18 protein-coding genes and 1 tRNA gene are annotated in these 26,210 nt (G+C 37.5%); 7 read left to right on the top strand and 12 right to left on the bottom strand.

Translation table 11 applies throughout. The annotated features are described in order from the left end of the window. Positions 1–23 precede the first annotated feature (23 nt). Positions 24–2,798 (top strand): DNA polymerase I, encoded by a 2,775-nt coding sequence (gene polA / locus LVD47_RS17955; protein ID WP_236979383.1) that lies wholly within the window; start codon positions 24–26, stop codon positions 2,796–2,798. Positions 2,799–2,810: 12 nt separating this feature from the next. On the opposite strand, the gene LVD47_RS17950 is transcribed toward polA, so the two are convergent. The 4 genes from LVD47_RS17950 to rimP are packed head-to-tail and all read right to left on the bottom strand — an operon-like array spanning position 2,811 to position 8,354. Next, a complete protein-coding gene (locus LVD47_RS17950) occupies positions 2,811–3,566 on the bottom strand; it encodes a TIGR02757 family protein (protein ID WP_236979382.1) in 756 nt (251 codons plus the stop codon). Positions 3,567–3,599: 33 nt separating this feature from the next. Beyond that, positions 3,600–6,599 (bottom strand): translation initiation factor IF-2, encoded by a 3,000-nt coding sequence (gene infB, locus LVD47_RS17945; RefSeq protein WP_236979381.1) that lies wholly within the window; start codon positions 6,597–6,599, stop codon positions 3,600–3,602. A gap of 53 nt (positions 6,600–6,652) precedes the next feature. Then, on the bottom strand, positions 6,653–7,894 hold the full coding sequence (gene nusA / locus LVD47_RS17940) for a transcription termination factor NusA (RefSeq protein ID WP_236979380.1): 1,242 nt from the start codon (positions 7,892–7,894) through the stop codon (positions 6,653–6,655). A gap of 4 nt (positions 7,895–7,898) precedes the next feature. Then, positions 7,899–8,354 carry a ribosome maturation factor RimP gene (rimP, locus tag LVD47_RS17935; protein WP_236979379.1) on the bottom strand — a complete coding sequence of 152 codons (456 nt, stop codon included), beginning with the start codon at positions 8,352–8,354 and terminating at the stop codon, positions 7,899–7,901. A 92-nt stretch (positions 8,355–8,446) separates the two neighbouring features. On the opposite strand from rimP, the gene LVD47_RS17930 reads away from it, so the two are divergent. Together LVD47_RS17930 and LVD47_RS17925 are read left to right on the top strand one after the other, a co-directional pair. Next, positions 8,447–9,265, top strand: coding sequence for a purine-nucleoside phosphorylase (locus LVD47_RS17930; RefSeq protein WP_236979378.1), 819 nt, complete (start codon positions 8,447–8,449; stop codon positions 9,263–9,265). Continuing rightward, positions 9,250–10,551, top strand: coding sequence for an O-antigen ligase family protein (locus LVD47_RS17925; RefSeq protein WP_236979377.1), 1,302 nt, complete (start codon positions 9,250–9,252; stop codon positions 10,549–10,551). The genes LVD47_RS17930 and LVD47_RS17925 overlap by 16 nt, the downstream gene beginning before the upstream one ends. A 51-nt stretch (positions 10,552–10,602) precedes the next feature. Here the strand turns inward: LVD47_RS17925 and porU2 are convergent, their stop codons facing one another. Next, positions 10,603–15,492, bottom strand: a complete 4,890-nt coding sequence (porU2, locus tag LVD47_RS17920) for a putative type IX secretion system sortase PorU2 (protein WP_236979375.1) — start codon at positions 15,490–15,492, stop codon at positions 10,603–10,605. A 337-nt stretch (positions 15,493–15,829) separates the two neighbouring features. On the opposite strand from porU2, the gene LVD47_RS17915 reads away from it, so the two are divergent. Then, the gene (locus LVD47_RS17915; protein ID WP_236979373.1) at positions 15,830–16,366 is read left to right on the top strand and encodes a hypothetical protein; all 537 of its coding nucleotides are present in this window, start codon (positions 15,830–15,832) and stop codon (positions 16,364–16,366) included. Between the two features lie 6 nt (positions 16,367–16,372). Here the strand turns inward: LVD47_RS17915 and LVD47_RS17910 are convergent, their stop codons facing one another. After that, entirely contained in the window at positions 16,373–17,134 is a 762-nt protein-coding gene (locus tag LVD47_RS17910) for a metallophosphoesterase family protein (protein WP_236979371.1), read from the bottom strand. An 89-nt stretch (positions 17,135–17,223) separates the two neighbouring features. Between LVD47_RS17910 and LVD47_RS17905 the strand changes: the two genes are divergently transcribed. Together LVD47_RS17905 and LVD47_RS17900 are read left to right on the top strand one after the other, a co-directional pair. Beyond that, the gene (locus LVD47_RS17905) at positions 17,224–18,381 is read left to right on the top strand and encodes a S1C family serine protease (RefSeq protein WP_236979369.1); all 1,158 of its coding nucleotides are present in this window, start codon (positions 17,224–17,226) and stop codon (positions 18,379–18,381) included. Further along, a complete protein-coding gene (locus LVD47_RS17900) occupies positions 18,381–19,106 on the top strand; it encodes a ComF family protein (RefSeq protein WP_236979367.1) in 726 nt (241 codons plus the stop codon). Before LVD47_RS17905 ends, LVD47_RS17900 begins: the two co-directional genes overlap by 1 nt. On the opposite strand, the gene LVD47_RS17895 is transcribed toward LVD47_RS17900, so the two are convergent. Continuing rightward, positions 19,103–19,348, bottom strand: a complete 246-nt coding sequence (locus LVD47_RS17895) for a 4a-hydroxytetrahydrobiopterin dehydratase (RefSeq protein ID WP_236979366.1) — start codon at positions 19,346–19,348, stop codon at positions 19,103–19,105. The two genes, LVD47_RS17900 and LVD47_RS17895, sit on opposite strands and share 4 nt — an antisense overlap. A gap of 59 nt (positions 19,349–19,407) precedes the next feature. Further along, positions 19,408–20,457: a M42 family metallopeptidase gene (locus LVD47_RS17890; RefSeq protein WP_236979365.1), complete on the bottom strand. Its 1,050-nt coding sequence runs from the start codon at positions 20,455–20,457 to the stop codon at positions 19,408–19,410. A gap of 106 nt (positions 20,458–20,563) precedes the next feature. On the opposite strand from LVD47_RS17890, the gene LVD47_RS17885 reads away from it, so the two are divergent. After that, complete coding sequence (locus LVD47_RS17885) at positions 20,564–22,063, top strand: oligosaccharide flippase family protein (RefSeq protein ID WP_236979364.1); 1,500 nt, start codon at positions 20,564–20,566, stop codon at positions 22,061–22,063. A gap of 107 nt (positions 22,064–22,170) precedes the next feature. Here the strand turns inward: LVD47_RS17885 and rsgA are convergent, their stop codons facing one another. The 4 genes from rsgA to LVD47_RS17865 all read right to left on the bottom strand — a co-directional run bounded on the left by rsgA (position 22,171) and on the right by LVD47_RS17865 (position 26,209). Further along, positions 22,171–23,148, bottom strand: coding sequence for a ribosome small subunit-dependent GTPase A (gene rsgA / locus LVD47_RS17880; protein WP_236979363.1), 978 nt, complete (start codon positions 23,146–23,148; stop codon positions 22,171–22,173). Positions 23,149–23,151: 3 nt separating this feature from the next. Further along, the gene (locus LVD47_RS17875) at positions 23,152–23,907 is read right to left on the bottom strand and encodes a phosphoglycerol geranylgeranyltransferase (protein WP_236979362.1); all 756 of its coding nucleotides are present in this window, start codon (positions 23,905–23,907) and stop codon (positions 23,152–23,154) included. Positions 23,908–24,316: 409 nt separating this feature from the next. Then, a tRNA-Arg gene (locus LVD47_RS17870) sits at positions 24,317–24,390 on the bottom strand. 694 nt (positions 24,391–25,084) lie between these two features. Next, positions 25,085–26,209: a T9SS type A sorting domain-containing protein gene (locus tag LVD47_RS17865; protein WP_236979361.1), complete on the bottom strand. Its 1,125-nt coding sequence runs from the start codon at positions 26,207–26,209 to the stop codon at positions 25,085–25,087. Between the last annotated feature and the right edge of the window lies 1 nt (position 26,210).

Below are 26,210 nucleotides of genomic sequence, written 5' to 3'. Positions count from 1 at the left end.
ATATATCGTCAAAAAAAAGTACCATGACCAAGGAGAAAAATCTATATATACTTGATGGGCACGCACTTGTATTTAGGGCTCATTACGCTTTTATCAATCGCCCCCTCATGAATTCGAAAGGCATGAATACCTCTGCGATTACAGGTTTTGTAAGGTCGCTATGGGATATTATTGTCAATCGACAACCTACCCATATTGCCGTTTCTTTTGATGTAAGTAATATAACATTTCGAAATGAAATGTATCCCGAATATAAAGCAAACAGGGATGAGACACCGGAAGATATCCGCAAAGCACTTCCCTACATAAAAAAAATTGTAGAAGGGTTTAATATTCCAATATTCACGTTAGAAAACTATGAGGCTGATGACATTATAGGGACTCTTTCAAAACAAGCTGAAAAAAAGGGATTTAATGTTTATATGGTTACCCCTGACAAGGACTTTGGACAATTGGTAACCGAGCATATTAAAATATACAAGCCTTCCAGGCAGGGAAACGGTGTAGAAATACTTGGTATTCCTGAAGTTCTCAAAAAATGGGACATCTCCTCCGTTGATCAGGTAATCGATATGATTGGTCTTCAGGGTGATAGCGTAGATAATATACCAGGTATTCCGGGTGTGGGACCCAAGACGGCATCCAAGCTTCTTAAAGAGTACAAGACTGTTGAAAATTTATTAGAACATACCGATGAAATCAAAGGAAAACTCAGGGAGAAAATTGAGTCAAATAAAGAACAGGGCTTACTTTCCAAAAAATTAGCCATTATAAATACGGAAGCTCCCATTGTTTTCGATGAAGAGGCAACGGTAATACAAAATGCTAATCGCGAAGAACTGGCAAAAATTTTTACAGAACTTGAATTCAGAACTTTATCCAATACCATTTTGGGAGAGCACAAAGACGGCGTGCAACAAGCACTTTTTGGTGTAGAACCGGTTGAGGCCAAAGATTTGCCCGTAATTGATAAAATTGCACCGAAAAATTATCAAAATGTCAATAAAGAATACCTTTTAATCGAAAATAAAGAAGATAGAGCCGATTTAATTACAACCTTAGCTGGTAGCGAGGCATTCTGTTTTGATACTGAAACTACCTCCCTTTATCCAAGGGCTGCTCAACTAGTGGGAATAAGCTTTTGTATAGAACCCAACAAAGCTTACTTTGTCTTGATACCTGAAGATCATAATGAAGCACAAAAGATTGTATCAGAATTCAAATCAATATTGGAAAATGAAAAAATTATAAAAATTGCTCAAAACATAAAATATGATTCCATTGTATTAAAAAACTATACTATTGATGTTAAAGGAATTTTTCATGATACCATGCTTATGCATTACCTCGTACACCCTGAGTTGAGGCATAATATGGATTATCTGGCCGAAACCTACCTTGCCTACAAAACCATTTCTTATGATGAAATGACAGAAAAGAAAGGGAAAAACCAACTCACCTTGAGACAGGTAGCAAAAGATAAACTCAAGGATTACGCTTCTGAAGACGCGGATATTACCTATCTACTCCACGAAAAACTATATAAGGAATTAGACGAATCAGGCATGAAAAACCTGTACTTTGAAATCGAGGAACCCTTAATCAAAGTATTAGCACAAATGGAATTTGACGGTATTCGTCTTGATTCAGAATTTCTAGGAGATTATTCTAAAGAATTAAATGAAAAAATTCTTAATGTCAAGGACGAAATTTACAAAATGGCCGGCACTGAATTCAACATTGCCAGTCCCAAACAAGTTGGTGAAGTACTTTTTGACCTACTCAAGATACCCTACCGATGGAAAAAAACTAAAAGTGGGCAATATTCAACTAATGAAGCTAAATTGAGCGAACTTTCGAAGGATCACGAAATTGTGTTAAAAATTCTGGATTATAGAGAGTTAACTAAACTTAAATCAACATATGTGGATGCACTCCCCAAATTAGTTAACAAAACATCGGGAAGGATCCACAGTAGTTTTAATCAGGCGCTTGCTGCCACCGGAAGATTGAGTTCTAATCACCCGAACCTTCAAAATATACCAATACGTACTGAGTCCGGACGAAAAATTCGCAAAGCTTTTATTCCGGAAAATGATGATCATGTATTACTGGCTGCTGATTATTCTCAAATTGAATTGAGGTTAATCGCACACATGAGTAATGACGAAGCCATGATTGAAGCTTTCAATAAAAACCAGGATATTCACCGCGCTACAGCCGCCCGGGTGTACGATGTTCCCTATGATGAGGTTACTGACCACCAAAGGCGCAATGCAAAAACCGTAAATTTCAGTATAATTTATGGAGCAGGATCAACGAATTTGTCCCAACAACTTGATATCAAGAGATCTGAAGCCAAAGAGTTAATCGATGCCTATTTTAACCAATATAAAGGTTTAAAAAAGTACATGGATGACACGGTGAAATTCGCCCGAGAAAATGGGTATGTCGAAACTCTAAAAGGTCGAAAAAGAACACTCAGGGATATAAATTCAAAAAATCGAATGGCTCAAAGCGGAGCAGAAAGAATCGCCATCAACACCCCAATTCAGGGCACAGCGGCAGATATGATCAAAATAGCGATGATTAATATCTATGACGCAATGAAAGCAAAAGAATTTAAATCCAGAATGGTTTTACAAGTTCATGATGAATTAGTATTTGATACGTTGAAATCAGAATTGGATGAATTGAGAGACCTGGTAATAAAGGAAATGAAAAATGCAATTCCCGATTTACAGGTACCTATCCTTGTAGAAACGGGTATTGGTAAAGACTGGTTGGAAGCGCATTAATATAGTAAGAATTTACCTTTTTTTATTGCGCTTTCGCTCTATTCCCAATCCGAATAAGGCAAAATCATATTTTACCGGATCTTCCGGGTCAAATTTTTTCAAGTTTTCTGTCAATTCTTTTACCGCTTTCCAATCAGGCTGTTTGCGTTTTAAGAGACCAAGATCAGTCGCTACCCTATGCACGTGTATATCTAACGGGATATATAATTGAGCAGCTGAGTAGTTGGACCAGATTCCAAAATCTACACCATTTTTTTCTGATCTCACCATCCATCTCATAAACATATTAATTCTTTTGCATGCAGAGTTTCTGAGGGGAGATGGTACATGTTTTTTTGTACGTTCTAATGCATATTCCGAATTAAAAAAACGCTGTCTAAAAGAATTCAGTCCTTCCTCCACACTTTCATACTCCTGATTTTGGTTGGAAAATGCCCATTCCAGACTTTCATGTGCTTGATAATATTGGTGAAAAAAATGGATAAAGTATAAGGCATCGGCAGGTTGAAAGGTCCGATGCTTAAATTTTTCCATTCTCTTAAGATCAATATCGGTGTGATTGAGGATAAAGTCGTAGGGTGCATTATCCATCCATTCCATCAATTGGCTGCATTTCGCAATTATGGTTTTTCTAAGTCCCCATGATAATATGGCAGCAAAAAAACCTGCGATTTCAATATCCTGCTTTCTCGAAAATTTCCGCGGAATAAGGATAGGATCATTTTCGCAAAAAGATTTTTCCTCAAATCTAGCGGAATGATGATCCAAAAAGTTTTTTATAGATCTTTCAGGAGATATAATTTACAACGTTTGTTTCACTTCAATTACCTCGTAAGCCTCCAGGTGATCACCAACTTTGATATCATTATAATTCTTTATGGTAACACCGCATTCCATTCCGGATTTCACTTCCCTAACGTCCTCTTTATATCGCTTTAAGGAACTAATTTCAGCTACTTGACCTTCCTTGGAAGGATAAACCACTATACCATCCCTGACGACCCTGACATAATTATTCCTATTAATATTTCCTTCCATTACAAAACATCCGGCCACTGTACCGATTCTTGAAACCTTGAACGTTTCTCGGACTTCTAATTGGGCTGTGATCTTTTCTTCCTTGGTAGGCTCTAGCATTCCTTCCATTGCCATCTTGATCTCCTCGATGGCATTGTAAATAATAGAGTAGGTCTTAATTTCAACACCCTCCTGTTCTGCCAACTTACGCGCCCCCAGAGAAGGCCTTACCTGGAACCCTATAATAATAGCATCTGATGCCGTAGCTAATAGAACGTCAGATTCAATAATTTGACCAACGCCTTTATGAATAACATTCACCTGAATGGACTCAACACTCAACTTAATCAAACTATCGGCCAGGGCTTCTACAGATCCATCTACATCACCTTTGACTATCAAATTCAATTCTTTGAAACTTCCCAGCGCTAATCTTCTACCGATTTCATCAAGACTGATTCGCTTAGAAGCCCTATTTGTTTGTTCCCGAATAATTTGCGCCCTTTTAGCGGCCAATTGCTTGGTCTCTTGCTCAGATTCAAGCACTTTAAATTTTTCACCTGCCTGCGGAGCGCCACTCAATCCAAGTACAAGAACCGGTTGCGAAGGTCCCGCTTCTTTTACACGCTTTCCGAATTCATTGAACATTGCTTTGACTTTTCCGCTATGCTCTCCGGCGACCATTGGGTCACTAATTTTCAGGGTTCCATTTTGCACCAATAATTTAGCAACATACCCTCTACCTTTGTCCAAAGAGGCTTCTACGACAGTCCCATATGAAGGACGATTGGGATTGGCTTTGAGCTCAAGCAACTCAGACTCCAAAAGAATCTTTTCCAGAAGGAGTTCGATATTAGTTCCGTGTTTGGCTGAAATTTCCTGAGATTGATATTTGCCTCCCCAGTCTTCTACGAGGAAGTTAAGGGATGCTAATCCCTGCTTAATACGCTCAGGGTCAGCACCGGGCTTATCAATTTTGTTGATAGCGAATACGATAGGTACTCCGGCAGCTTGAGCATGACTAATTGCCTCTTTAGTTTGTGGCATTATCTCATCATCTGCAGCCACTATTACTACCGCTACATCTGTAATTTTAGCACCCCTGGCCCTCATGGCAGTAAATGCTTCGTGCCCGGGTGTATCCAAAAATGTTATTTTTTTATTTTCTTCACCCACTTCTACTTCGTATGCACCTATATGCTGGGTAATACCGCCCGCTTCCCCACCGGCAACGTTTTGTTTACGTATATAATCAAGTAAAGAAGTTTTACCGTGATCTACATGCCCCATTACCGTAACGATCGGCGATCGATCTTCCAGGTCTTCCGGTTTATCTTCATATTCGTCTTCAATATCAATTTTCTCCTCTGCATCTACAAAAGTAATTTCATGCCCATATTCTTCCGCCACCAACTCAATGATTTCCGCATCCAATCGCTGGTTAATGGAAACAATTACTCCCATGTTCATACAACTGGTAATTACCTCAGTAGCTGAAACATTCATCAGATTAGCCAGTTCTTGAACGGAAATAAATTCCGTCACTTCCAACTTGCCATCTTCTTCTTGCAGTTGCTTTTTCTCTTCCTTCTCCCGTATATTATCGCGTTTGTCACGTCTAATTTTCTGGCGCTTATTCTTGCCACCTTTATTTAGACGGGCCATAGTAGCCTTAATTTGATCTTCAATCTCTTTGTGTGTAACCTCCTTCTGCTCTTCTTGCTGTTTCTTACCTTTCGCAGGTTTTCTGGATTTACTTTGTCCTCTCTTCCCTGATTTTACATTGGAAGCAACCACTTTCGTTCTACGGCGGCGCTTACGTTTTTTAGAACTATCGTCAGCATCCGAACTATCATCACCACTACCCGCTTTTTTGGGCCTGGCATCTTTCTTTTTATTGTCTTTCTTACTTTTCTTTGGCCTTTCAAACTTATCGGTAGAAATTTTACCTAATATTTTCAGCCCTTTTAATTGAGGGGCTTCTGCTTTAATCGTTTCATTGGATTTCGCATCTTCACTTTCTTCATCACTTTTATCACTTTTCCCTTTGGCCTCAGAAGTTTTCTCACTGGAAACAGGCTCCACTGGTTTCTCTTCAGAAGGTTTTTCTTTTTCAGTTATCTTCTCCTCACTAGGTGCTGGTTCCCCGGGTTCTTTGCTTTCCGGTTTTTTCTTTTCTTCTTTCTTATCGTTTTTCTCCTCCTTTTTGGGTTCTTCTTTTGCTTTTTTGGGCTTTTTCTTTTTATCCGACAGATCGATCTTCCCTACTACCTTTATTCCCGGTTTTTCTTCCGTACCTATGTTTTCCTCCTCTTTTTCCGGTTCTTTCTGAGATGCGGGTTCATCTTCGACCGTACTTTCCTTGGATGTTTCCACCTCCGGTTTTTCAACCTCTTCTTTTACTTCTTCTACCGGTTTTTCCTCTTTCACAGGTTCAGGAGCTTTTTCCTCCTTCTTTTCGACTTTTTCTTCTTCTGAAATTGCCTTAGAAGATTTTTCTTCCTCTACTGACTTAGAGGCTGGAGGAATTTCCGAAGATTTAGGTTTATCTACCTCTTCCTCATCTTGCTTGGATTGCCTGCTGGTACCAATAATTAATTGATCCGCTTGTTCTTTAACGGCAATAGAACCTTGAAACTCCTGGACGAGCATAAGGTACATTTCATCGGAAACTTTTGCCGTAGGTCTGTTATCAATATCAAACCCTTTATCCGACAAAAAGTCTACAATGGAACCGGTTCCAACATTTAATTCCTTAGCAATTTTTACTAATCTCTTAGACATTCAGTTATTTATATTTATCCTACAAATTTAACAAAGCAGCGGGAATATCCAGATCATTCTTCTTCAAATTCTGCTTCTAATATTTTTATTACATCTTCCACTGTTTCCTGCTCCAAATCCGTTCGACGTACTAATTCTTCAGTACTCAGGTTCAATACGCTTCTGGCAGTATCACAGCCAATCCCCTTAAATTCATCAATTACCCACTCTTCTATTTCATCTGCAAATTCATCCAAATCTACATCATCTATTTCAAATTCTTCAACATCTCTGTATACATCTATTTCAAAACCAGTCAACTTTGACGCCAATTTTATATTGTATCCACCTCTTCCAATTGCGAGAGATACCTGGTCTGGTTTCAAATAAACCGAAGCTCTTTTATTTTCCATATCAAGATCAATACTTGTAATCTTGGCAGGAGTTAAAGAACGCTGAATAAACAAAACGGTATTATTGGTATAATTAACAATATCAATATTCTCATTTCTCAACTCACGGACAATGCCGTGGATTCTGGATCCTTTCATCCCTACACAGGCCCCAACTGGATCAATCCTATCATCGTATGACTCAACTGCAACTTTTGCCCTTTCACCTGGAAGTCTCACAATGTTTTTGACCGTAATAAGTCCATCTTCTATTTCGGGCACCTCCTGTTCCATCAAACGCTCCAAAAACATATTATCAGTACGTGAAACAACAACAACGGGGTTGTTGTTCCTCACATCTACTTTTTTCACAACAGCCTTTACGTTATCACCTTTGCGAAAATAATCTCCTTTTATCATTTCACTCTTAGGCAAGACGACCTCATACCCCGTAGCATCATCCAAAATTAGCAATTCGCGCTTAAGAATTTGATTCACTTCGCCATTCATCATATCTCCTACCCGCTCTTTATAACGGTTGAAAATATCGTCCTTCTCAAGCTCCAGGATTCTGGATATAAGTGTTTGTCGGGCTGCCATTATAGCCCTTCTGCCGAAATCTATCAAATGAATTTGCTCATAACATTCTTCTCCTATTTCGTAATCTTCCTCAAAACTACGCGCTTCGGTAATTGAAATTTCTTTTTGTTCATCAGTTACCTCACCATCCGGTACAATTTCCCGTACCCTCCAAAGTTCGAGGTCACCTTTAGTCGTATTGACAATTATGTCAAAATTCTCATCTGATCCATACTTTTTCTTAATCAAGGTTCGAAATACATCTTCCAATACCCTCACCATAGTAGGCCTGTCTATGTTTTTTCCTGTTTTAAATTCGGAAAAAGTATCAACTAAATTGACCATTTTTTTAAAATTTAATTTGTACTAAAGATTTTTTAATCAATTCAAATGGTAAAACTTCTTCTACCGATTCCTTTTTTGACTTCTTAACGTTTAACACTACTTCGTCTTCACTTACCCTAATTAATTCTCCGGTTTTTGTATCACCGTTGGTCATAATTACGTTGAGCTCTCTACCAATATTTTTTTTGTATTGTCTCACCATTTTCAATGGCCGCTCCACTCCAGGAGACGATACATCCAACCCGTATTTCTCACCAATCAAAAGTGAATCATCTAAATACGATTCAATGTGACGACTAAAAACCTGACATTTTGCAAGAGTCAGCCCAGAATCACAATCTATATATACGGCAAGATGATTTTTTGAAGTATTGTACACGATCTCGACAATATAACAATCATTATAATCATCTTCACCAATCTTTTGTTCAACTACTTTTCTAACTTTATCTTCAACCATAATATATAATTAAAAAGAGGGAACCTCGGGTTCCCTCTCCTCATATGGTGCAAAAGTACTGAAAAACAATGAAAACCAAAAATTAAATACATATGGAACTGGTTATTAAACTCAACTTAACGAAAAAATATCTGGAACCCATGGTAGACCAATGGCCAGAATATGCTATTATTTTGGGTTCCGGTCACAAAGAGGCCGTCAACCATTTCCACATTCACAAAAAAATTCCCCTTAAAGATATTCCTCAAACACCATCGAATACCCTGCCACATATGGACTCTACCCTTTACCTGGCAACAGTCAACAATCGTCCGTGCTGGATCGTAGGAGGCAGAGTACATTATTATGAAGGCTACTCTATGGAAGAGATAATATACACTGTCCGGTTTTTATCATTTTGCGGGGTTGAAAATTTCCTTTTGACCAATGCTTCTGGAAGTGTCAACCCCGAATTGGTCGAAAGTAGCTTGGTAATTATTAAAGATCATATAAATTGGTCCTTACCCAGCCCGCTCATTGGTGAAAATGAAAAATTCCTGGGCCCCAGATTTCCTGAAATGATTCATGCTTACGATCAACAATACATAAAGGCAATCAAGGACTTCTGCAAAAGCATCAATATTCAAATAAATGATGGCATTTACCTAGGTGTTTCAGGACCTCAACTAGAAACAACGGCCGAATACCGACTATTTCGTCAATTGGGCGCTGATATTATAGGAATGTCTACAATACCAGAGGTAATAGCTATCAAACATATGGGCAAAAAATGTACTGCCATTTCCACAGTCTCAAATAGTGCCTCTAACTTTGAAAATATTCAATCCATTTCTATGGACCACCTTATGGCCAATATTTCTGCAAGAACTGGGGATTTGAAAAAAATTGCCGATTATTGGGTAAATATATGACCGGAAAGGAATTAAAATATAACAACTACCTGCCGATTCTTTGGTTATTGTCAACAGCTTTTACCTACTTACATCTCCCGGTAAATATTCCTTCCAGTATTCAGCTTCCGGAAATAGTATTTTTGTTTTGGCTCCTTTTTGATTTCAGGGCATTGTTGGATCAGAAAAAAATCATTTCCTTTATTACCCTGGCATGGCCTATTCTTTTACTGGGAATATATATGCTAATCAATAGCTTCTTACTGACTAAAGAAGTAAATGCTTTATATGACAGCTTAGTACTCTTTTATTTAATTACCGTTTCGTTTCTATTGTTTTCCCGGGGAAATTTCATCCGGAAAACTCCAAATTTGTGGTTTTATTCTTTACTTGCTTTAGTATTTTTGAATGGTATACCAGCAATAATTGGATTCGTTCTTAGTCAATTCAATATTCCCAATTCTTTAGCTTTTAGTAAATCTAGCCCCTACCCCATTGTTGGAGCATTCGGTCGTCCCCTTGGATTTCATTACACACCAACTATGCTATTTAATAATTTAGTCCTTCCCTTTCTAGGGTTAATTTTTCTTAAAAATCCACCTGAAAAAAAATTAAAATCTATTGGACTTGGGATTACGATTACCGTTATCTTATTAACGTTGAATAAGCATATCTTCACCCTTATAATATCAGTTATTTTTGTTTTATACTTCACCCGTCAATTGACCTTAAAAATGAGCCTCTTCATAGGAATAGGATTACTTTTGTTCCAACAGTTCAATATCTATTTTACCACTATCCCTTCCTCCCAGGAACCACAAGAGCTCCAAACAAATTTAGGTGGGGTCCCAGATTGCGCTGATAGCCCCATTGTATCAATAGGAAAATGGAATCTATATCCCACGTATTACTATGCTATGAGAACAAACCAAATTCCACTTTTGCAAAAGCATTGGTTAACAGGAATAGGACCCGGACAATATATTAGACACCAGGAAAAAATAAATAGAGAGAATCCAGACCAGCCTTGCTTCAGGTCAATAATTTCAGAACCTCATTCTATGTGGGTGGGAACTTTACTAGAAAACGGAATACTAGCTTTTTTGCTGCTAATAATTTTTTTCTACCAATCCCTTCAAAGAATCAGGAATATTCCTGATAGCAATTTCCAGTCAAGGTTCATTGTAGGAATGATCATTTTTATTCTATTGGCAGGTTTGGTCACCGACATCCTTAATTTTAGGCCATTTTGGTTTGTCATTGGTATTTTGTATGCATTGTCCGGAAACAAAAATATCAACTCCTGATTTTCACAAAGTATTCCGATACCAGCGGGAAGAATTACAGGTTAAAAAACACTACCTTAATTTCACAATTTTGCCTATATTATTCTTAAAATACCCTCCATTTTCCAATTCACTAATATTATATTTTTTATAATTCTCACCTTCCGAATCTCTTGAAATGACTTTATAAAGGTAAACACCAGGAGCCAATTCCTGATGATGTTCATCCTTTCCATCCCACACATAATCGGATAAATGCCTACCCGTCCTCATGGGTCCAAATTCCGCTTTGGTTATTTCTCTAACCAACCTTCCATTAGGAGTATAAATCATTATCCGAAAAATCTCAGGTTCTATGGCACCTGTCAACGTATATGCAAACCGCATAGAGGTCGTAAAAGGATTGGGATATGGCAATATTTGGCTAATACTACTTTCAGTGATTACTTCAAAATTCACTGTATAATCGACATTTTCTCTGTTATTGGCAGCATCCCTTGCATTCACAGATAGTTCGTAAATCCCATTCTCCGTAAAAGACGAGTGATAGATCAATTGGACTTTATCGTCCTCCCTGACTAATTCAAACTGTGGGTCCGTTTCCTCTAAACTTGTAATATCCCCGGATGGATCTCTAATTTCAAATGTATAGCTCGGAGGATCAGCTAGATTATAATTTACTAAATCTACTATTTCTGCCACAATTTTTGCCTTAGGAGAAACTATATCGCCATTGAGGATCACCTGATTATCAAATAATACTTCCAACTTAGGAGCTATTTGGTCCTGATCAATATCCACTACAGAAAGAATAGAATTATTGTTTTCATTTACTTCATTGTACTCGTTATCCGGATCAACTGTTATTTTGAAAATAAAGTCACTACTTAAGTTTTCGGGTACCGGGAAGCTAACTTCTTTAATTATTTCAATTTCATCAATCCCTATTTTAGCAATCTTGGTCCAATTAAACCTTTGACCAATAATTTCATATAAAACTGCAATTGAATCACCTTCTATATCCCCTTCAGTATTGACAATAAATGTTGAATTAATCTCTCCTGCTTTTAATTCATCCTTATTTACAATAGGTAATTCATTTGCATTTGAAAGGTACAAATCTGGCTTATAACTCCCGAAAACCCTCCAGAAATCAATCTCCGGAGCTGTTCTTATATCCTCATCAAATAAAGATGCTTCCAGTTCAAAACTCTCTATATTTGATAAACTTAAATCTTCCTGATATCCAATATCGTTCCATGAAAATTGATCATTATTTACTTCACCTTCTACTTTTAAATCAAAGTGAATAGAGTCCTTCCCTTTAAGACCAGAACGGGTCTGCACCTTCGAAATACTCTTCAATGAATGAACTTCTCTGGAATTGACTTTTCCATTGGTCAAATTTGCAGAAAGGGTAAAATCAAGGATCGTTCGGGTCTGGGCATCGAGTAATACTTCAGAAATAACACTCCCTCCTTCTTCGTATATAAATGAATACGTCCTCCTGTCATCTGATGCTAACTCCCGAATTTGGCTAGCTCCTTTTGATTCAAAAAAATTAAAAATATTCACACCATTATTTTCTATAGAATCCTGTGCCCATTGCTGACCCATCGGGTCTGTGCCCCCATTAGTGGTATTCCAAAAAATGACGATATCCCCTTCATCTGCTTCCATATCAATTAATTCCAACATAGAAATTCTATGATTCTTATTTTGGGGCCTGTATGGAAAAGTTTTTAATATTCCATCCCTCGCAATGGTATGGACGCTATTATATCGCCCCGGATATGGATTTTCAACAAAATCGTTTTTTTGGGGTTTGAAAATCGAAACATTAAATCCCGGAGAAACACCACGTGCCAGCACAGGTCCACCCACTTCATTATAGGCCACTGCAGGCTTTCTATTGCCATGAAAAACCGTTACGGTATTTTCGAGATTATCAAAGTCCCAGATTCCATTTTCAACACCCAGTTGAACCAAACTATCTCTTACAAATTGCCCATAATGGGACTGGTTCCATCCTGTTTGGCCATCGATGTAAATAAATGAATTAATGGAAGTATAGATAGAATCTCCTTTGATTTTGGCTCGCCAAAAATATACTACGTTCTCATCAAAATCCACCTCAGGATCAATTTCTACCTTTGCCAGTACTGTAGTTCTTTCGCGGGTAATACCCCCCCCTGAATTAAATGTAGGAACGGTATCTATCTCTATAACATATGTCCTGGCTTCTTCCTCTATATTACCGTTAAAAATTTGGAAAGATGGAGAAGGCATTGGGATAATAGAATTATTATAAGGATACACAAGTTGCATGGAAGAATTGCTGACATACACCTCCAAACCAATCTGGCCGGGAAAAACCAATTCATTGTTTTGCTCCGCTATTCCCGAGGGATATTCGTTAATACTATTATTGGGGTCAGCTTTTAAATAAAAAATATTGCTCCCCTCCATATCATCTCTCATTGGAATTCGGACGTTAAATTCCTTTTTGTAATTATTTACAAGTACCTTAGTTGTATCAATCGTAATTCTCTCCCCAGATGGTAATTGTTGTTCGATAAGGACTGGAACCGAATCAGTAAATTTCCTTCCCAAATTCTCTATGTTAAATGTCATCGATAAATAATCATCCAATAAAGAAGGACGCTTTGGCTCTACCTCATATTCTGTGGCACTAAACCGGAAATCCGGACCATCTGAATGATAAGCCGAAATAGCCGGATCACCGCAAAAAGTAAAAATAGATATTAACTGGTCCTGGGGTCTACCCATTTCTTCATGAGTACTTTTGAGGATTTTACCAACTGGCATCCCATATTCATCCCCCCCTAATTTACCATAAAAAATTCTTGCCAGTTTTTGCAAATTCGTAAGGTATTGTGAACTTGCAGTGCTCAAGAACATGATCGATCCCTTTCCCGGCGCCAGGACAAAACGTTCGGAAAGATTTACATTTGTAAGGAAAATATTACCACTTGAACACCCTAAAGCCATAAATATGGGTAATTTACCTTCATTTTCATATTCTGTTATATCATCAATTTCAAAATCCAGGGATGACGAGGCACTATGCCCCAGGAATGTAATCATAGCAGCGCCTTCATTAATTTGCTGAAAAATCTCCTCTCTTTCGGGAGAATCAGTAGTACCGAAACTACTTTTGTAGTAAGAAACTAAATCCGCAGCAAAAGTATCCTGGACAATGTCTTTTCCAATCCCATCCATAAAATTTGCAATATTGGCATAAATGCTCCGGTCACCTCCATTGAAATGAAGGATTTTTTTCATCCATGACCGATCAGATTCACTACCCGGGTCTGCTTGCACCATTTCATAATTTTTCACCTTTTGCAGGTAGTTTCTAACTTCCTCTGAAGTAGTGGCCGGGATCCGGCCAATAGCTATACGTGGTGAAGGATTCCATTGTTCTGCCACCAGCAAATTATCGGAGCCGTAGTAACCAAATGTGGGAACAAAATGCGAGGTATTCACAAACCTTTTGTAATTCTCTGCAGATCGTAGAGCTCCATAATTTATCCCTTTTCCAATTATATTGACAAATTGAGGGGCCTTGTTTTCGCTTAGAAGTTTGTCTATAAAGTTTTTAATGGCAAACGGATGTAATTCAACGCCAAAAATAAATTGATCTCTCAGTTGATTAATATCCGCAATAAGTACTTTATACCCTCCACCTTGCTCAGAAGATCTATAATTAGCATATTCCTGAACCGGATCACTCTCTTCCTGTTGCCTCAAAACCGAATTCGAAATTATCAGATAATTAAATTCTGAACTAAAATAGTCTTCAAATTGATGGTTTTCCATTGCACTTACCGGCTTAATATTCATCGGAACAGAGAATATCGCATTTTCAGTGTTTTGTACAACCGCTTTGGAAGTTTGATCACTATTATTTATGGGGTACCTGACCCCTGATTTAATATCGTATATATAATTATTCATTGTTAGAGGCAGTGACAGTTCCAAAGAAGAATTACTTTCTTCTTCAATCTCAAAAGTCTGGAATTGATCAACGCCAAATTGGTCCGAAACCACTAAAAATGTAGCCTGGACAAAAGGGATTGATACTTTTTCAGAACCTTTTTCACACTTTACACTAATCTCTATGGGCCCATTAATCGCCTGGACGGGTAAGCTGTATTCCAAATTTCTGGCTAATTGAACGTTTTCATTTTCCACATGTCGAATTACATTCCCGTTAATTAACAGATCAAACTCTCTTGTTCTTAAATCAGCGGCTGTACGAATTTGTAAATGAATACTATCTCCCACTACTTCTTCAGGATTAATTTCCAATGTTTTGCTTACTTCCTGATTAAAGGCGCCTGAAAATCCTTCAAGGTCATTAAAATCCGGATTTATAACGGCAGAAGGGGCTTCGCTATAAAAAGCACTGGAAGAAACTATGTTTTTCTTCACTAAAATACGATCTGTACTGTTTCCATTAGCAGATAAATTTCCAGCATTTTCAAACCTAACTCCTGTTCCTTCACTGGTAAATGTCAAAAAATAAGCACTCGAATCAGTAAACATACTGTACATTGGATTCAATAACTGATTTTCGGGATTTTTAAACATAAAACCCTCTAATTCTGACCTGTTTTTCACTCCATAAAAAAGGATGTTGTCATTTTCTCCAAACAGATCATTCGTAGATACTACTAATGGTACTTGGATACCATTATGATAAACACGGATATTGGACCCGATGATTTCCTCCGGCTCAACACCCGAATTGACCAGGGCAGAAAAATCTATAGAATACCATCCATCCTCGGCAATTAAAAAACGATGGTATTCATTTTCATAATTAATCCACTCATTTCCATACACCTGACCTCCGCCAACTCCGGGAATTTGAGAAAAAAGAACAAAAGATTTCAACAGAAAAAAACAAGCGAAAAAGTATCTGGCTTTTACCATCAAAAATATTTTTATCCAAAAAAGTATTATTATCCTGTCAACATAATTCTAAACCCAGATGGATACATTTTAGTATTAAGACTCTTATTAAAAATTTAGGTTTATTACATGTTCAGGATCAATTAATATAGAACAAAATTACAATATTATTAACTCTTGATTTAATAATAATCAGTATCTTAGGTAATCAACTAATGGGAGATATTGTTATGAAAAGCGATTAAAATGTTGAATTCATTGTCTTCCACCAGACGAATCGCCTTGTTATGCGTTGTTTTTTCAAGGTACAAATGCATTATATCTGCTCATTTGCGTCATCTTCTTTAACATTCATTTTATGAAATTACTTCCAATTATTACTTTCATTTTTTTGTCACTTGGCGCAAATTGCCAGACAGAAAACAAAAAAATTATCTATAATCAACATTTTACCGACCTGGTAAACCTATATAAAGTACATATTGATCTGGACTCATTAGAGAATTATGTACTTACAGATAACATTCAGGACTTTGCCCAGGACTGGGACTTATCCCTTGTTAATCTTCAGGATAGATCCCGAATTTTGATTAGGTTTAAAGAATCCCCCACATTTCCACATATAACTTTTTCCTCTTCAATAACCAATCTAATGAACAATAGTATTGATCATGCAGTAGCCTTTTATTCACTCGACCCTTATTTTGTCGTTTCCGAATTGAATGCTGATTGGGCTGCTGATTGCTCATTTGTGCCAAAAGGAAAAGAGGCTGCCATGGGATACGGTCGAAGTTTTTATAATGAGGAAAGAAACGTTCAGATTATAACTATCATAATTGCTCAAGATATACCTTTGCTTAATACACCAACCCCAATAAATGCCCTTCGATTTTAAAAACAATTAAAATCTACTTCCCGGCAAATAACGAACAGACGTAATCATACCTTGTGATGTAAAATCAATGATCCGGTAGCCAATTTTGTAGTGATCGACTTGAAACTCCTCAAAAAAAGGATGGATTTGCATATACAACGAAGGTGTTATAAAAATATTTATATTCTTACTTATGATTGTTCTATCGACATGATAATGACCACAGAATATATTCACTGTATTTTCGTACTCGTAAAAAATACCAAGCAAGGATCTATACTCTTCCAATTGATACCTTTTATCCATATGAGGCACTCCCGCCTCTATCGGAGGATGATGAATAAAAACCGTTAATTCACTACCATTCGCTTTTTCAACTTCCCCTTTAATCCACTGAAATTGATCTGGTGATATTTTTCCCGAACTACTATCCAAATACAAGATCTGACGTTCTTGAATTTTATCCGAGAAGTAATATTCTCCTTTTTCATTCGTCAAATCCTCACCCAATAAGGCTGTCGTCATCATGGCAGTATTATCGTGATTACCGCTTATAATCTCAAATGGAATTCCGAGGTTTTCAATTTGAGGTTTGATCCAGTTATAAATATTTAAATCGGGCTCTTTCAGACAAAAATCTCCGGTAAATACAATTAAATTGGGATTAATGCGCTCTACATCTTCTAAAATATTTTGGATATTATTTCGCAAATGAACCCCTAGTGGAAAATCAGTATCACGGCCGGTATGCATATCGGTGACCTGTATTATTCTAAAATCTACTGTCATCTCATTTATTTACTTTGAAGCTAATAATGTAAATTTGCTACAACCGTTAATTTAGTACTATATCTTTAAATGGTAAAAGATTTTAAACAATGAAAAAATTTCTTGGATTTATTTTTGCCGGTTTGGCAGGAGGGCTGATCGTTCTTTTGGGATACCACTTCATTGACACAAATGAAGCAGAACCTCAAACAGTAGTAGAAAAACCGATTCTTACGCCAGTGACATCCAGAACAGAAATTGCCTCATCCGTAGATTTGACAATTGCTGCAGAAAAAACAATGCCTACGGTAGTGCACATAAAAGCCGCTGAAAGTACTGACAAAGCAAAACAACGTTATTTGGAAAACAGAAGGCAACGGTATAATGATCCATTCAGGTTCTTTTTCTCAGAACCATTCAGAGGGCCTAAGGTAGGCTACGGATCTGGTGTCATCATTCACAAGGACGGTTATATTGTCACGAATGACCATGTTATTGAATTTGCAGACCGCTTCGAAATCACCATGAATGACAAAAGCACCTATGATGCCACTATTGTAGGCCGTGATCCTGACGTAGACCTCGCAGTGCTGAAAATAGAAAGTGATGAAAAATTTGACTACATACAAATCGGTGATTCTGATAATGTAAAAATTGGTGAATGGGTTCTCGCTGTTGGCAATCCATTTGATTTAACTTCCACAGTCACTGCGGGTATAGTGAGTGCCAAGGGAAGAAGTAACATTATTGAAAGAGAAAATGCTATAGAAGATTTCATTCAAACCGATGCAGTCGTCAATAAAGGCAATTCTGGAGGAGCTTTAGTTGATGCCAACGGGAGTCTGATAGGGATCAACACCGCGATAGCTTCTCCGGATGGATTGTATGCAGGATATGCATTTGCCATACCCGTTAATATAGCCAGACAAGTAGTAGAAGACATTATCGAAGGGAGGGCTCCCAAAGTAAACACTGGTAATACGGACGGACGTCCCTATATTGGTTTTGAGTTGGAGCCTCTTAATGCAGATATTAGTAGTTATTACGATTTAGCGAGTGACTACGGGTTATTGGTTTATAAATTGGATAATGGTGGTCCCGCTGATAATGCCGGTGTCAAAATAGGAGATATTATTATTGCAGTTAATTCCAATAAAGTGGAGACTACAAATGACTTCCTAAAAGAATTAGACAGCACCAATGAAGGCAATCTGGAATTAATTATTAATCGGGAAGGAGATATTATGAAGATTAATATTCCGATATAATGAATTTTCCCGGTTCCATAGATGCGTCTATTCTCCTGGATGTCTTTTTCCCTAAAGAATGTTTGGTCTGTAACGATTATTTACAATATAACAAGCGCGAATTATTTTGCCCTTTATGCAAAGCCAAAATGGTTATTTCAGATAGCCATTTAACGTACCATCATCCATTGAAGCAAAGACTCCACGAATGGTTCCAATTCAAGGAAGTATATAGTAAATATCGCTTTCCGAATGGAAGTATGGTTCAAAAAATAATCCACCATTTCAAATACCACAATTTAAGATATATTGGCTATGAAGAAGCAAAGGAATTTGGAGCTGTTATCAAACCTGAATTAAAAAGAGCAGGCATCAATTTCCTCGTACCCATCCCGCTCCATTGGTATAAAAAATTCAGCCGGGGATTTAATCAAAGCCTGATTATTGCCCAGGGGTTGTCCCAGACAACAGACACTCCCGTACTAAAAGGTTTTTTACAAAGGAGAAAATACACCAGGTCACAAACCAAACTCGATAGGATTTCGCGATTGAAAAATATGGAAAATGCCTTTTCCGTATATCCCAAAAAGTTAACTGAATCCGGAAATTTACATTTTTTATTAATAGACGATGTAATTACAAGTGGTATTACTCTTGGGTCTGCGGCCAAAACGATACAGGGAAATTCCCTTTTTTCCAACTCCCAAATAAGTGCTTTTTCCCTGGCTTACAAAGATTATAATTAGGTATACTTTTCAAATATTTTTGATATTTCTTTCGACAGCGTCAGGTCTTTTTCGGTTACCACATCCCCGGCATCATGTGTAGATAAATGAAAGGTAACAGTGTTATACACATTGGACCAATTGGGATGGTGGTTCATTTTTTCCGCTATTATGGCCACTTGTGACATAAAACCAAAAGCTTCGACAAAGTCAGAAAATTCAAAAGTAGCTTGCAATGTATTATCTTCTTCTTTCCATTTCATATTTTTTCCTTTTCTGATAAAATACTAAATCTCCCCGAGACATAAAAAAAGGAGATCCTTTATTTAAAAGACCAATCGTACGTATCCAGATTTTCTAAGCCGAGGATCAACAGATTGATACAAGCTTCAACATCCTCTTCCTGAACCGTCTCAATTACTTGATGCATATTTCGAAGGGGAATAGATATCGCACCTGTTATCGCGCCATTTTTACCATACCTTTGAATACCGGCTGTATCCGTACCCCCTGCCGGTAATATCTCATTTTGCCAGACGATTTTGTGTTCATCAGCGAGTTTTTTTAAATACCGGACCATTCTATAATCACTTATGGCACTACCATCCATGATCTTTATAGCTGCCCCTTTACCCAACTGTGTGACCATCTCATGCGGTTGTGCCCCGGGAACATCATAAGCAATGGTGACATCAAGATTAAACCCAAACTTTGGATTAATATGACCAGCAGCATTCATTGCACCGCGTAATCCCACTTCTTCCTGGACCGTAAAAACAGCATATAAATCATACGGAAGTTGCTTATCTTTCAATGCTCGTAAAGCCTGAATTAGGATATAGACTGAAATTCTATTGTCAAGCGATTTCCCGTTATAACATTGCCCCATTTTTATAAGGGATCGCTCACGGGTAATAGGATCCCCGATAGTTATTTTTTCTTTGACCTCCCCTACCGGCATTCCTGTATCAATAAAATAATCTTCAGTTTTGGGTGCCTTTTTACGATCTTCGGGATTCATAATGTGTATCGGCTTTGTCCCCATTATCCCGATTATATCTTCTTTCCCATGAATAACAACCCTTTGGGAAGTAAGAGTTTTTGGATCAAAGCCTCCTAGTGTATGAAATCTTATAAAACCCTGGTCATCAATATGAGTAACGATAAATCCTATTTCATCCATATGGGCTGCCACCATCACAGGTTCTGGTGATTTTCCCTTTTTAATGCCTACTACACTCCCCATAGAATCTATCCTTACTTCATCCACCAGGCCTTCAATCTCCTTAATTACCAACGAACGTATGGGTTGTTCATAACCAGGAACCCCCGGACATTCAGATATATTTTTTAGCAACTGAAAATCTGCCATTATTATTTAACATTTTTATTTATGGTAATATAAAACCCCAAATATAAGAATGATATTGTTTTGTCAATGAAATACTATATTCGCATTGCATGGTAATTTAGATTTTATGGCAACAATTAAGCGATTGGCCGGGGATACCGTATGGTATGGACTGAGTAGCATTGTGGGAAGGGCTATTAATATCCTCCTGCTACCTGTTATTACCAACACCATTAGTCTTGCCCAATTCGGCAATTATTCCCTTTTGTACTCTTTCGTTGCTATTGCATTCATCATGTATACGCTGCGGATGGAAACCGCATACTTTCGATTCGAACAAAATAAAGAAGACCAATCAAAATCATTTAGCCAGTCATTGGTAATCGTCACCATTACGTCCTTACTCTTTAGTACCTTATTATTTATATTTTCCAATTCCCTATGCCGGATTATTGATCTTGAAAATGAATATTCCACCTATGTTAAAATGCTGGCAATGGTATTGTTCTTCGATGCGGTCAACGAAATTCCTTTTGCCAACCTAAGATTGGAAAACAGGCCCAGGAAATTTGCTGTAATAAAATTATTGATGATAGGGGTAAATGTAGGAACGATCTGTTTCTTTTTTCTTATTTGTCCTTTCTTTATCCAACAGGGATATTTGTTTTTCCACAAATTATATCAACCTGAATTGAATTTATTTTACCTTTTTGGGGCCAATGTTCTTTCCAGTCTTATTGCTTTTTTACTTCTTCTTCCCCAATGGAAGAAATTTCAATTTCAGCTAGATAAAGATCTGATATCAAGAATGGTCAAGTATTCTCTGCCCCTTACCATAGTGGGATTAGCCGGAATCATTAATGAAACTATGGACCGGGTGTTCCTTAAAAAATTGCTGCCTTACGACGCAGTAAAAATTGACGAATTATTAGGGATCTACAGTGGAAACTACAAAATAGCTATGTTTATCGCCCTTTTTACCCAGGCATTCCGATATGCAGCTGAACCCTTTTTCTTCAAACAAGACCGCGAAAAAGATTCCAACATTCTCTATGGCAAAATCACGACGTATTACACTGCCTTTTCTGCATTTGGATTCCTGGCCATTGGACTTGGGTTACCCTGGCTGCAAGATTTCTTTCTTAGAGACCCCGGCTACAAATCGGGGTACTGGGTAACACCTGTAATTTTAGGCGCCAATTTGTTATTGGGCATTTATTACAACCTCAGTATTTGGTATAAACTACGAGATAAGACCAGTTTTGGGATGGGAATTTCAATTACCGGAGCGATCATAACCATTTTGGGAAATCTAATTTTTATTAGGTATTACGGATATATGGCATCGGCCTGGACTACATTATTTTGCTATGCAGTAATGACCTTTTTAAGTTATATCATAGGACGAAGGTATTACCCATTTAGGATAGAATTTGGAAAAATAACAGTTATTCTTATTATTACTTTAGGAAGCTACCTGATGTATGAAATAACCTGGCACGATAATTCCGTAGATTCCGGCTTGCTTTCGATTGTAATGAGAATTATCTTTTTTGCCGTTCCATTTATACTTTTTGTCTTATGGGATAAAAAGGAACTACTCAATATTTTCAAGGGAAAACTCTAATCACGATTTTCTTTTGACAATCTAATTATTGCAATTATAAACAACTTTTCACTATTTACAATATTCCTTTCGAGGTAGGTTCTATGCGCATAAATACCTACTCCGTGCTAGAAGTCCTTGTGCCGTTCCCAGTAATTTTGTTCCTCTATATTATCGAGAATCATTAAGTAATTTTCATATCTTATCATCGAAATTTCTCCTGTCTCAATTGCCTTTTTCACAGCACATCCCGGTTCATTTCGATGTGTACAGTCCCTAAATTTGCAACTGTGAGAATGTTCAAAAAACTCCCGAAAATTATGAGCAACATCCTGAACTTCCAGATTGTTAAATCCAAGTGTTTTTAGCCCCGGTGTATCAATAATCCATGCGTTTCCCTGTCTGTCTTTGTCATTATCCATTTCAAAATGCAAAGTATACATTTCTGCAAAAGTAGTAGTGTGTTGTCCTTTACCGGTATAGTCGGATAAATCGCCGATTTTCAATTCTTTTCCTGGTTGAATAGCATTGATCAAAGAACTTTTTCCTACACCGGATTGTCCGTTTACAGCTGTCGTCTTATCTACTAACAGCCGTTTTAAATGATCAATACCCTCACCTGTCACTGTCGAAGTTCGAAGGGTTTTGTATCCGATTCCTGAATACACTTCCTCCAACCTCTCCAAAACGCTTATATCTTCTATTGAATACAGATCCGTTTTGTTAAATACAATAATCACAGGAATATCATGTGGCTCTGTAGTAAGTAAAAATCGATCAATAAATCCAGGTTTCAACTCTGGTTCCCTAATGGTAACGATCAGTAGAGCCTGATCAATATTTGCAACCATCAGATGCATATAGTGTTTCTTGCGGGGGCTCTGTCGGAGGATATAGTTCCTTCTTGGTAAAATCTCCCGGATCGTACCCGTTCTTTCTCCTTCATCTTCTATTTCTATTCCTACATTATCACCTACCGCCACAGGATTGGTTAATTTTACTCCATCCAACCTGAATTTCCCCTTTATTCGACAAGAATATTCACCGGATTCAGTTCTTACAGTGTACCAACTTCCGGTCGACTTGACGATAATACCTTCCAACATAGATTACAAATACGTGTTAATTTTATTATAGGACTGAATTTTTAAAGATATATCTTCAATGACATCATAATCTCCTTCTATTGCATTGCCAACCACTATTGTATCTGCTCCCGCTTCACATAATTTAAAAGCCTCATCTCCACTTCGTATTCCCCCTCCTACTATAATCGGAGCATCTATTTCTTCCCTCACTTTCCGAACCATACCAGGAGGAATACTATTTTTTGCCCCACTTCCTGCATCAAGATATATCAATTTAAGTCCCAAATAGGTGCCGGCCAATGCCGTACATGCAGCAATTTCAGGTTTGTCCCTTGGAATGGGGAGAGTCTGGCTAATATAGTGGACAGTTGTTGTTTTCCCTCCATCTACAAGAATATATCCTGTAGGTAAGACCTCCAATTTACTTTTCTTCAAATATGGTGCGGCTATTACTTGTTTCCCAATCAACAAATCGGGATTCCTACCCGAAATTAAAGACAGAAACAAGATACCATCGGCATCCGGATGCGCCTGGTATGTATCACCGGGAAATAAAATAACGGGTATATCGGTAGTGGCTTTTATGATCTTTAGACACAATTCAATATTATTCTTCATAACAAGGCTCCCACCCAGAAAAAAGAAGTCTACTGGATAATCCTTTGCTTTGCTGACCAAAAGCTCTAAACTCTTTGGATTCAATTTATCCGGATCAAGAAGAATTGCAAAACTTTTCTTCTGACTTTGCCTCGATTTAATGAGTTTCTCCAGTATCATACACTTCTTTGTTACCAAATATAAATATTATTAATTAAATAGAAGTTTCTCAAATTGGAGTGCTTAAAACAATAACGACTCAAAATAAAAGTTATTTCTATCCCGTAAAATTTGGATGGTACTCAGTTAAAAAATAAGTAAATTCTATTTCTTTTCTCCTGCGTTAAAAGATAAAATTTGATCCGAATCTTTATGTATAAAGGGACGATCATATGATCCTGCGCCAGATAGGTGTAGGATGTGTGACCGCCGGAGGATTAACCTGGTAGACCATCACCTCATATGAATATGATACCAAAATGAACGGCCTACCTCCCAATAAAAAAAAATGTCCACCTTCAAACACATTTGGGTGGACATTTTTTTTCATTTCAACGACCTATTGGTCGCTGGCATTTTCGCCAACAAGTGACCGCGGGAGGATTCGAACCCCCAACCCTCAGAGCCGAAATCTGATATTCTATCCAGTTGAACTACGCGGCCTATTTTTTTTTATTCGACAACAAAATTAAATAAAATTTACTTCTTATTGCCTTATCCGTTTTTACTCTTTTTTATCTCAAAATCGTCTATGCTTCCCGTTGCATTCGTTGCTTTTCTAATTGCTAGTCCAACAATGGAAGGACGATCTCTATCTCCCTCATTCATACTCAGAACAATTTCGCGGGAGATCCCGTACTCTTACGGGATATAATTCGAATTGACCACGTTACACAAAGCCTCAGAGCCGATCCCGTATACTTACGGGAATATCCAGTTGAACTACGCGGCCTATTTTTTTTTATTCGACAACAAAATTAAATAAAATTTACTTCTTATTGCCTTATCCGTTTTTACTCTTTTTTATCTCAAAATCGTCTATGCTTCCCGTTGCCTTCGTTGCTTTTCTAATTGCTAGTCCAACAACGGAATGACGATCTCTATCTCCCTCATTCATACTCAGAACAATTTCGCGGGAGGTCCCGTACTCTTACGGGATATAATTCAAATTGACCACGTTACCCAAAGCCTCAGTGCCGATCCCGTATACTTACGGGACTATCCAGTTGAACTACGCGGCCTATTTTTCAAACTGGAAATATCCAGCTTTCAAAATTTGCAGTGCAAAAATAGATAATTTTTAAAACAAATTAGAATGGTTATCTCAAATAATTTAAAAGAAGCTGTAAATTCGATCTTAAGGCTTCATAACGGTTAACCGCTTTGTAATCATTCGCCGGCCATAAGAATCTACTAATGCGTATAAATATGGCCCTTTTTCAAAATTGCCAACTTCGATTTGAATCGTCTTATCAGAAATATAATCCACAGAAGTCCTGTATTTCTCACGTCCCAATATATCGTATATTATAACTTTATATTTTCCCGGTTTCAAGTTATTCAACTCTACATTCAGTACACTAAACGCAGGGTTCGGGAAAGCATAAATATCAGGTTCTGATACTACGGGTTCCCTATTATACCGGTTTAAATGCTCTCTTACATGGTATTCCAGGAAAACCGGCTCTCTATCGAGAGAGTTCACTTCTACAGATGATATTGGCAATGCCAATTCTTCACTAAAAAAATTAATATTATAGACAGTTGATGGGCCGAACAACTTCACCAAATCCATATAAGAGGTAAAATTTTGCCAGGGTTTGTCACCTACCCTCAGAAAAAATTCATATTTGAATTCTCTCCTGTGGAACTGACGAACAACATCATCATATGTAATTACATATTTCAAACTACCGGAGCCGTCAATATCCCAAAAATCCTTAATTTCAAAATCTACCCGTACACTATCGGCCACGATGGGGAACTGCGACTGAATCGTAGTATGTAAATATTGAACGGGAAAGATTACGGAAGCAGATGAAGAACTTTCTCTTCGATTCCCTAATCGCAAAGGATATTGCGCAATAGGGATAGGCTCGCTAAATCTCACGATGGCCGGAACAAACCTATTATTCATAAAGAAACCATATTCTCCCAGTTTATAAAGCAGGTTACCATCTCTTCGGTAATATATCTCCCGATTATCATACGATTTAACTACTAAATTCGCATCCTCGAAATGATTACGGGCACTGGAATTCTCTAAAGAAATTACAGCCTTTGATCTTAGAAAAGGTGCCCGCATCAAACTTACATCGTAAAGTGATTGCTCGCCCTCTTCATCGATCATTACGTTTTGTGGAATTCGGTCAACCAGGCAAAACATCGAATCTCCAATATCAGGTATGGCATATTGGGCCATGCCCGCACTGGCTTGTAAGAGAAAAATAATAATACCTACTATAAAGTTCGACTTTATCAAA

It is taken from the genome of Membranihabitans maritimus (assembly GCF_021729145.1).
Classification (GTDB): Bacteria; Bacteroidota; Bacteroidia; order Chitinophagales; family Saprospiraceae; genus Membranihabitans; species Membranihabitans maritimus.
The sequence above is the reverse complement of the archived record's forward strand: the minus strand, read 5'-3'. Positions and strand labels throughout refer to the sequence as shown.

Bases quoted from the DNA above. Each gene is read 5' to 3' on its own strand.
- polA (WP_236979383.1), top strand. From the start codon at position 24: ATGACCAAGGAGAAAAATCTATATATACTTGATGGGCACGCACTTGTA.
- infB (WP_236979381.1), bottom strand. From the start codon at position 6,599: ATGTCTAAGAGATTAGTAAAAATTGCTAAGGAATTAAATGTTGGAACC.
- nusA (WP_236979380.1), bottom strand. From the start codon at position 7,894: ATGGTCAATTTAGTTGATACTTTTTCCGAATTTAAAACAGGAAAAAAC.
- rimP (WP_236979379.1), bottom strand. From the start codon at position 8,354: ATGGTTGAAGATAAAGTTAGAAAAGTAGTTGAACAAAAGATTGGTGAA.
- LVD47_RS17930 (WP_236979378.1), top strand. From the start codon at position 8,447: ATGGAACTGGTTATTAAACTCAACTTAACGAAAAAATATCTGGAACCC.
- porU2 (WP_236979375.1), bottom strand. From the start codon at position 15,492: ATGGTAAAAGCCAGATACTTTTTCGCTTGTTTTTTTCTGTTGAAATCT.
- LVD47_RS17915 (WP_236979373.1), top strand. From the start codon at position 15,830: ATGAAATTACTTCCAATTATTACTTTCATTTTTTTGTCACTTGGCGCA.
- LVD47_RS17910 (WP_236979371.1), bottom strand. From the start codon at position 17,134: ATGACAGTAGATTTTAGAATAATACAGGTCACCGATATGCATACCGGC.
- LVD47_RS17905 (WP_236979369.1), top strand. From the start codon at position 17,224: ATGAAAAAATTTCTTGGATTTATTTTTGCCGGTTTGGCAGGAGGGCTG.
- LVD47_RS17900 (WP_236979367.1), top strand. From the start codon at position 18,381: ATGAATTTTCCCGGTTCCATAGATGCGTCTATTCTCCTGGATGTCTTT.
- LVD47_RS17895 (WP_236979366.1), bottom strand. From the start codon at position 19,348: ATGAAATGGAAAGAAGAAGATAATACATTGCAAGCTACTTTTGAATTT.
- LVD47_RS17890 (WP_236979365.1), bottom strand. From the start codon at position 20,457: ATGGCAGATTTTCAGTTGCTAAAAAATATATCTGAATGTCCGGGGGTT.
- LVD47_RS17885 (WP_236979364.1), top strand. From the start codon at position 20,564: ATGGCAACAATTAAGCGATTGGCCGGGGATACCGTATGGTATGGACTG.
- rsgA (WP_236979363.1), bottom strand. From the start codon at position 23,148: ATGTTGGAAGGTATTATCGTCAAGTCGACCGGAAGTTGGTACACTGTA.
- LVD47_RS17875 (WP_236979362.1), bottom strand. From the start codon at position 23,907: ATGATACTGGAGAAACTCATTAAATCGAGGCAAAGTCAGAAGAAAAGT.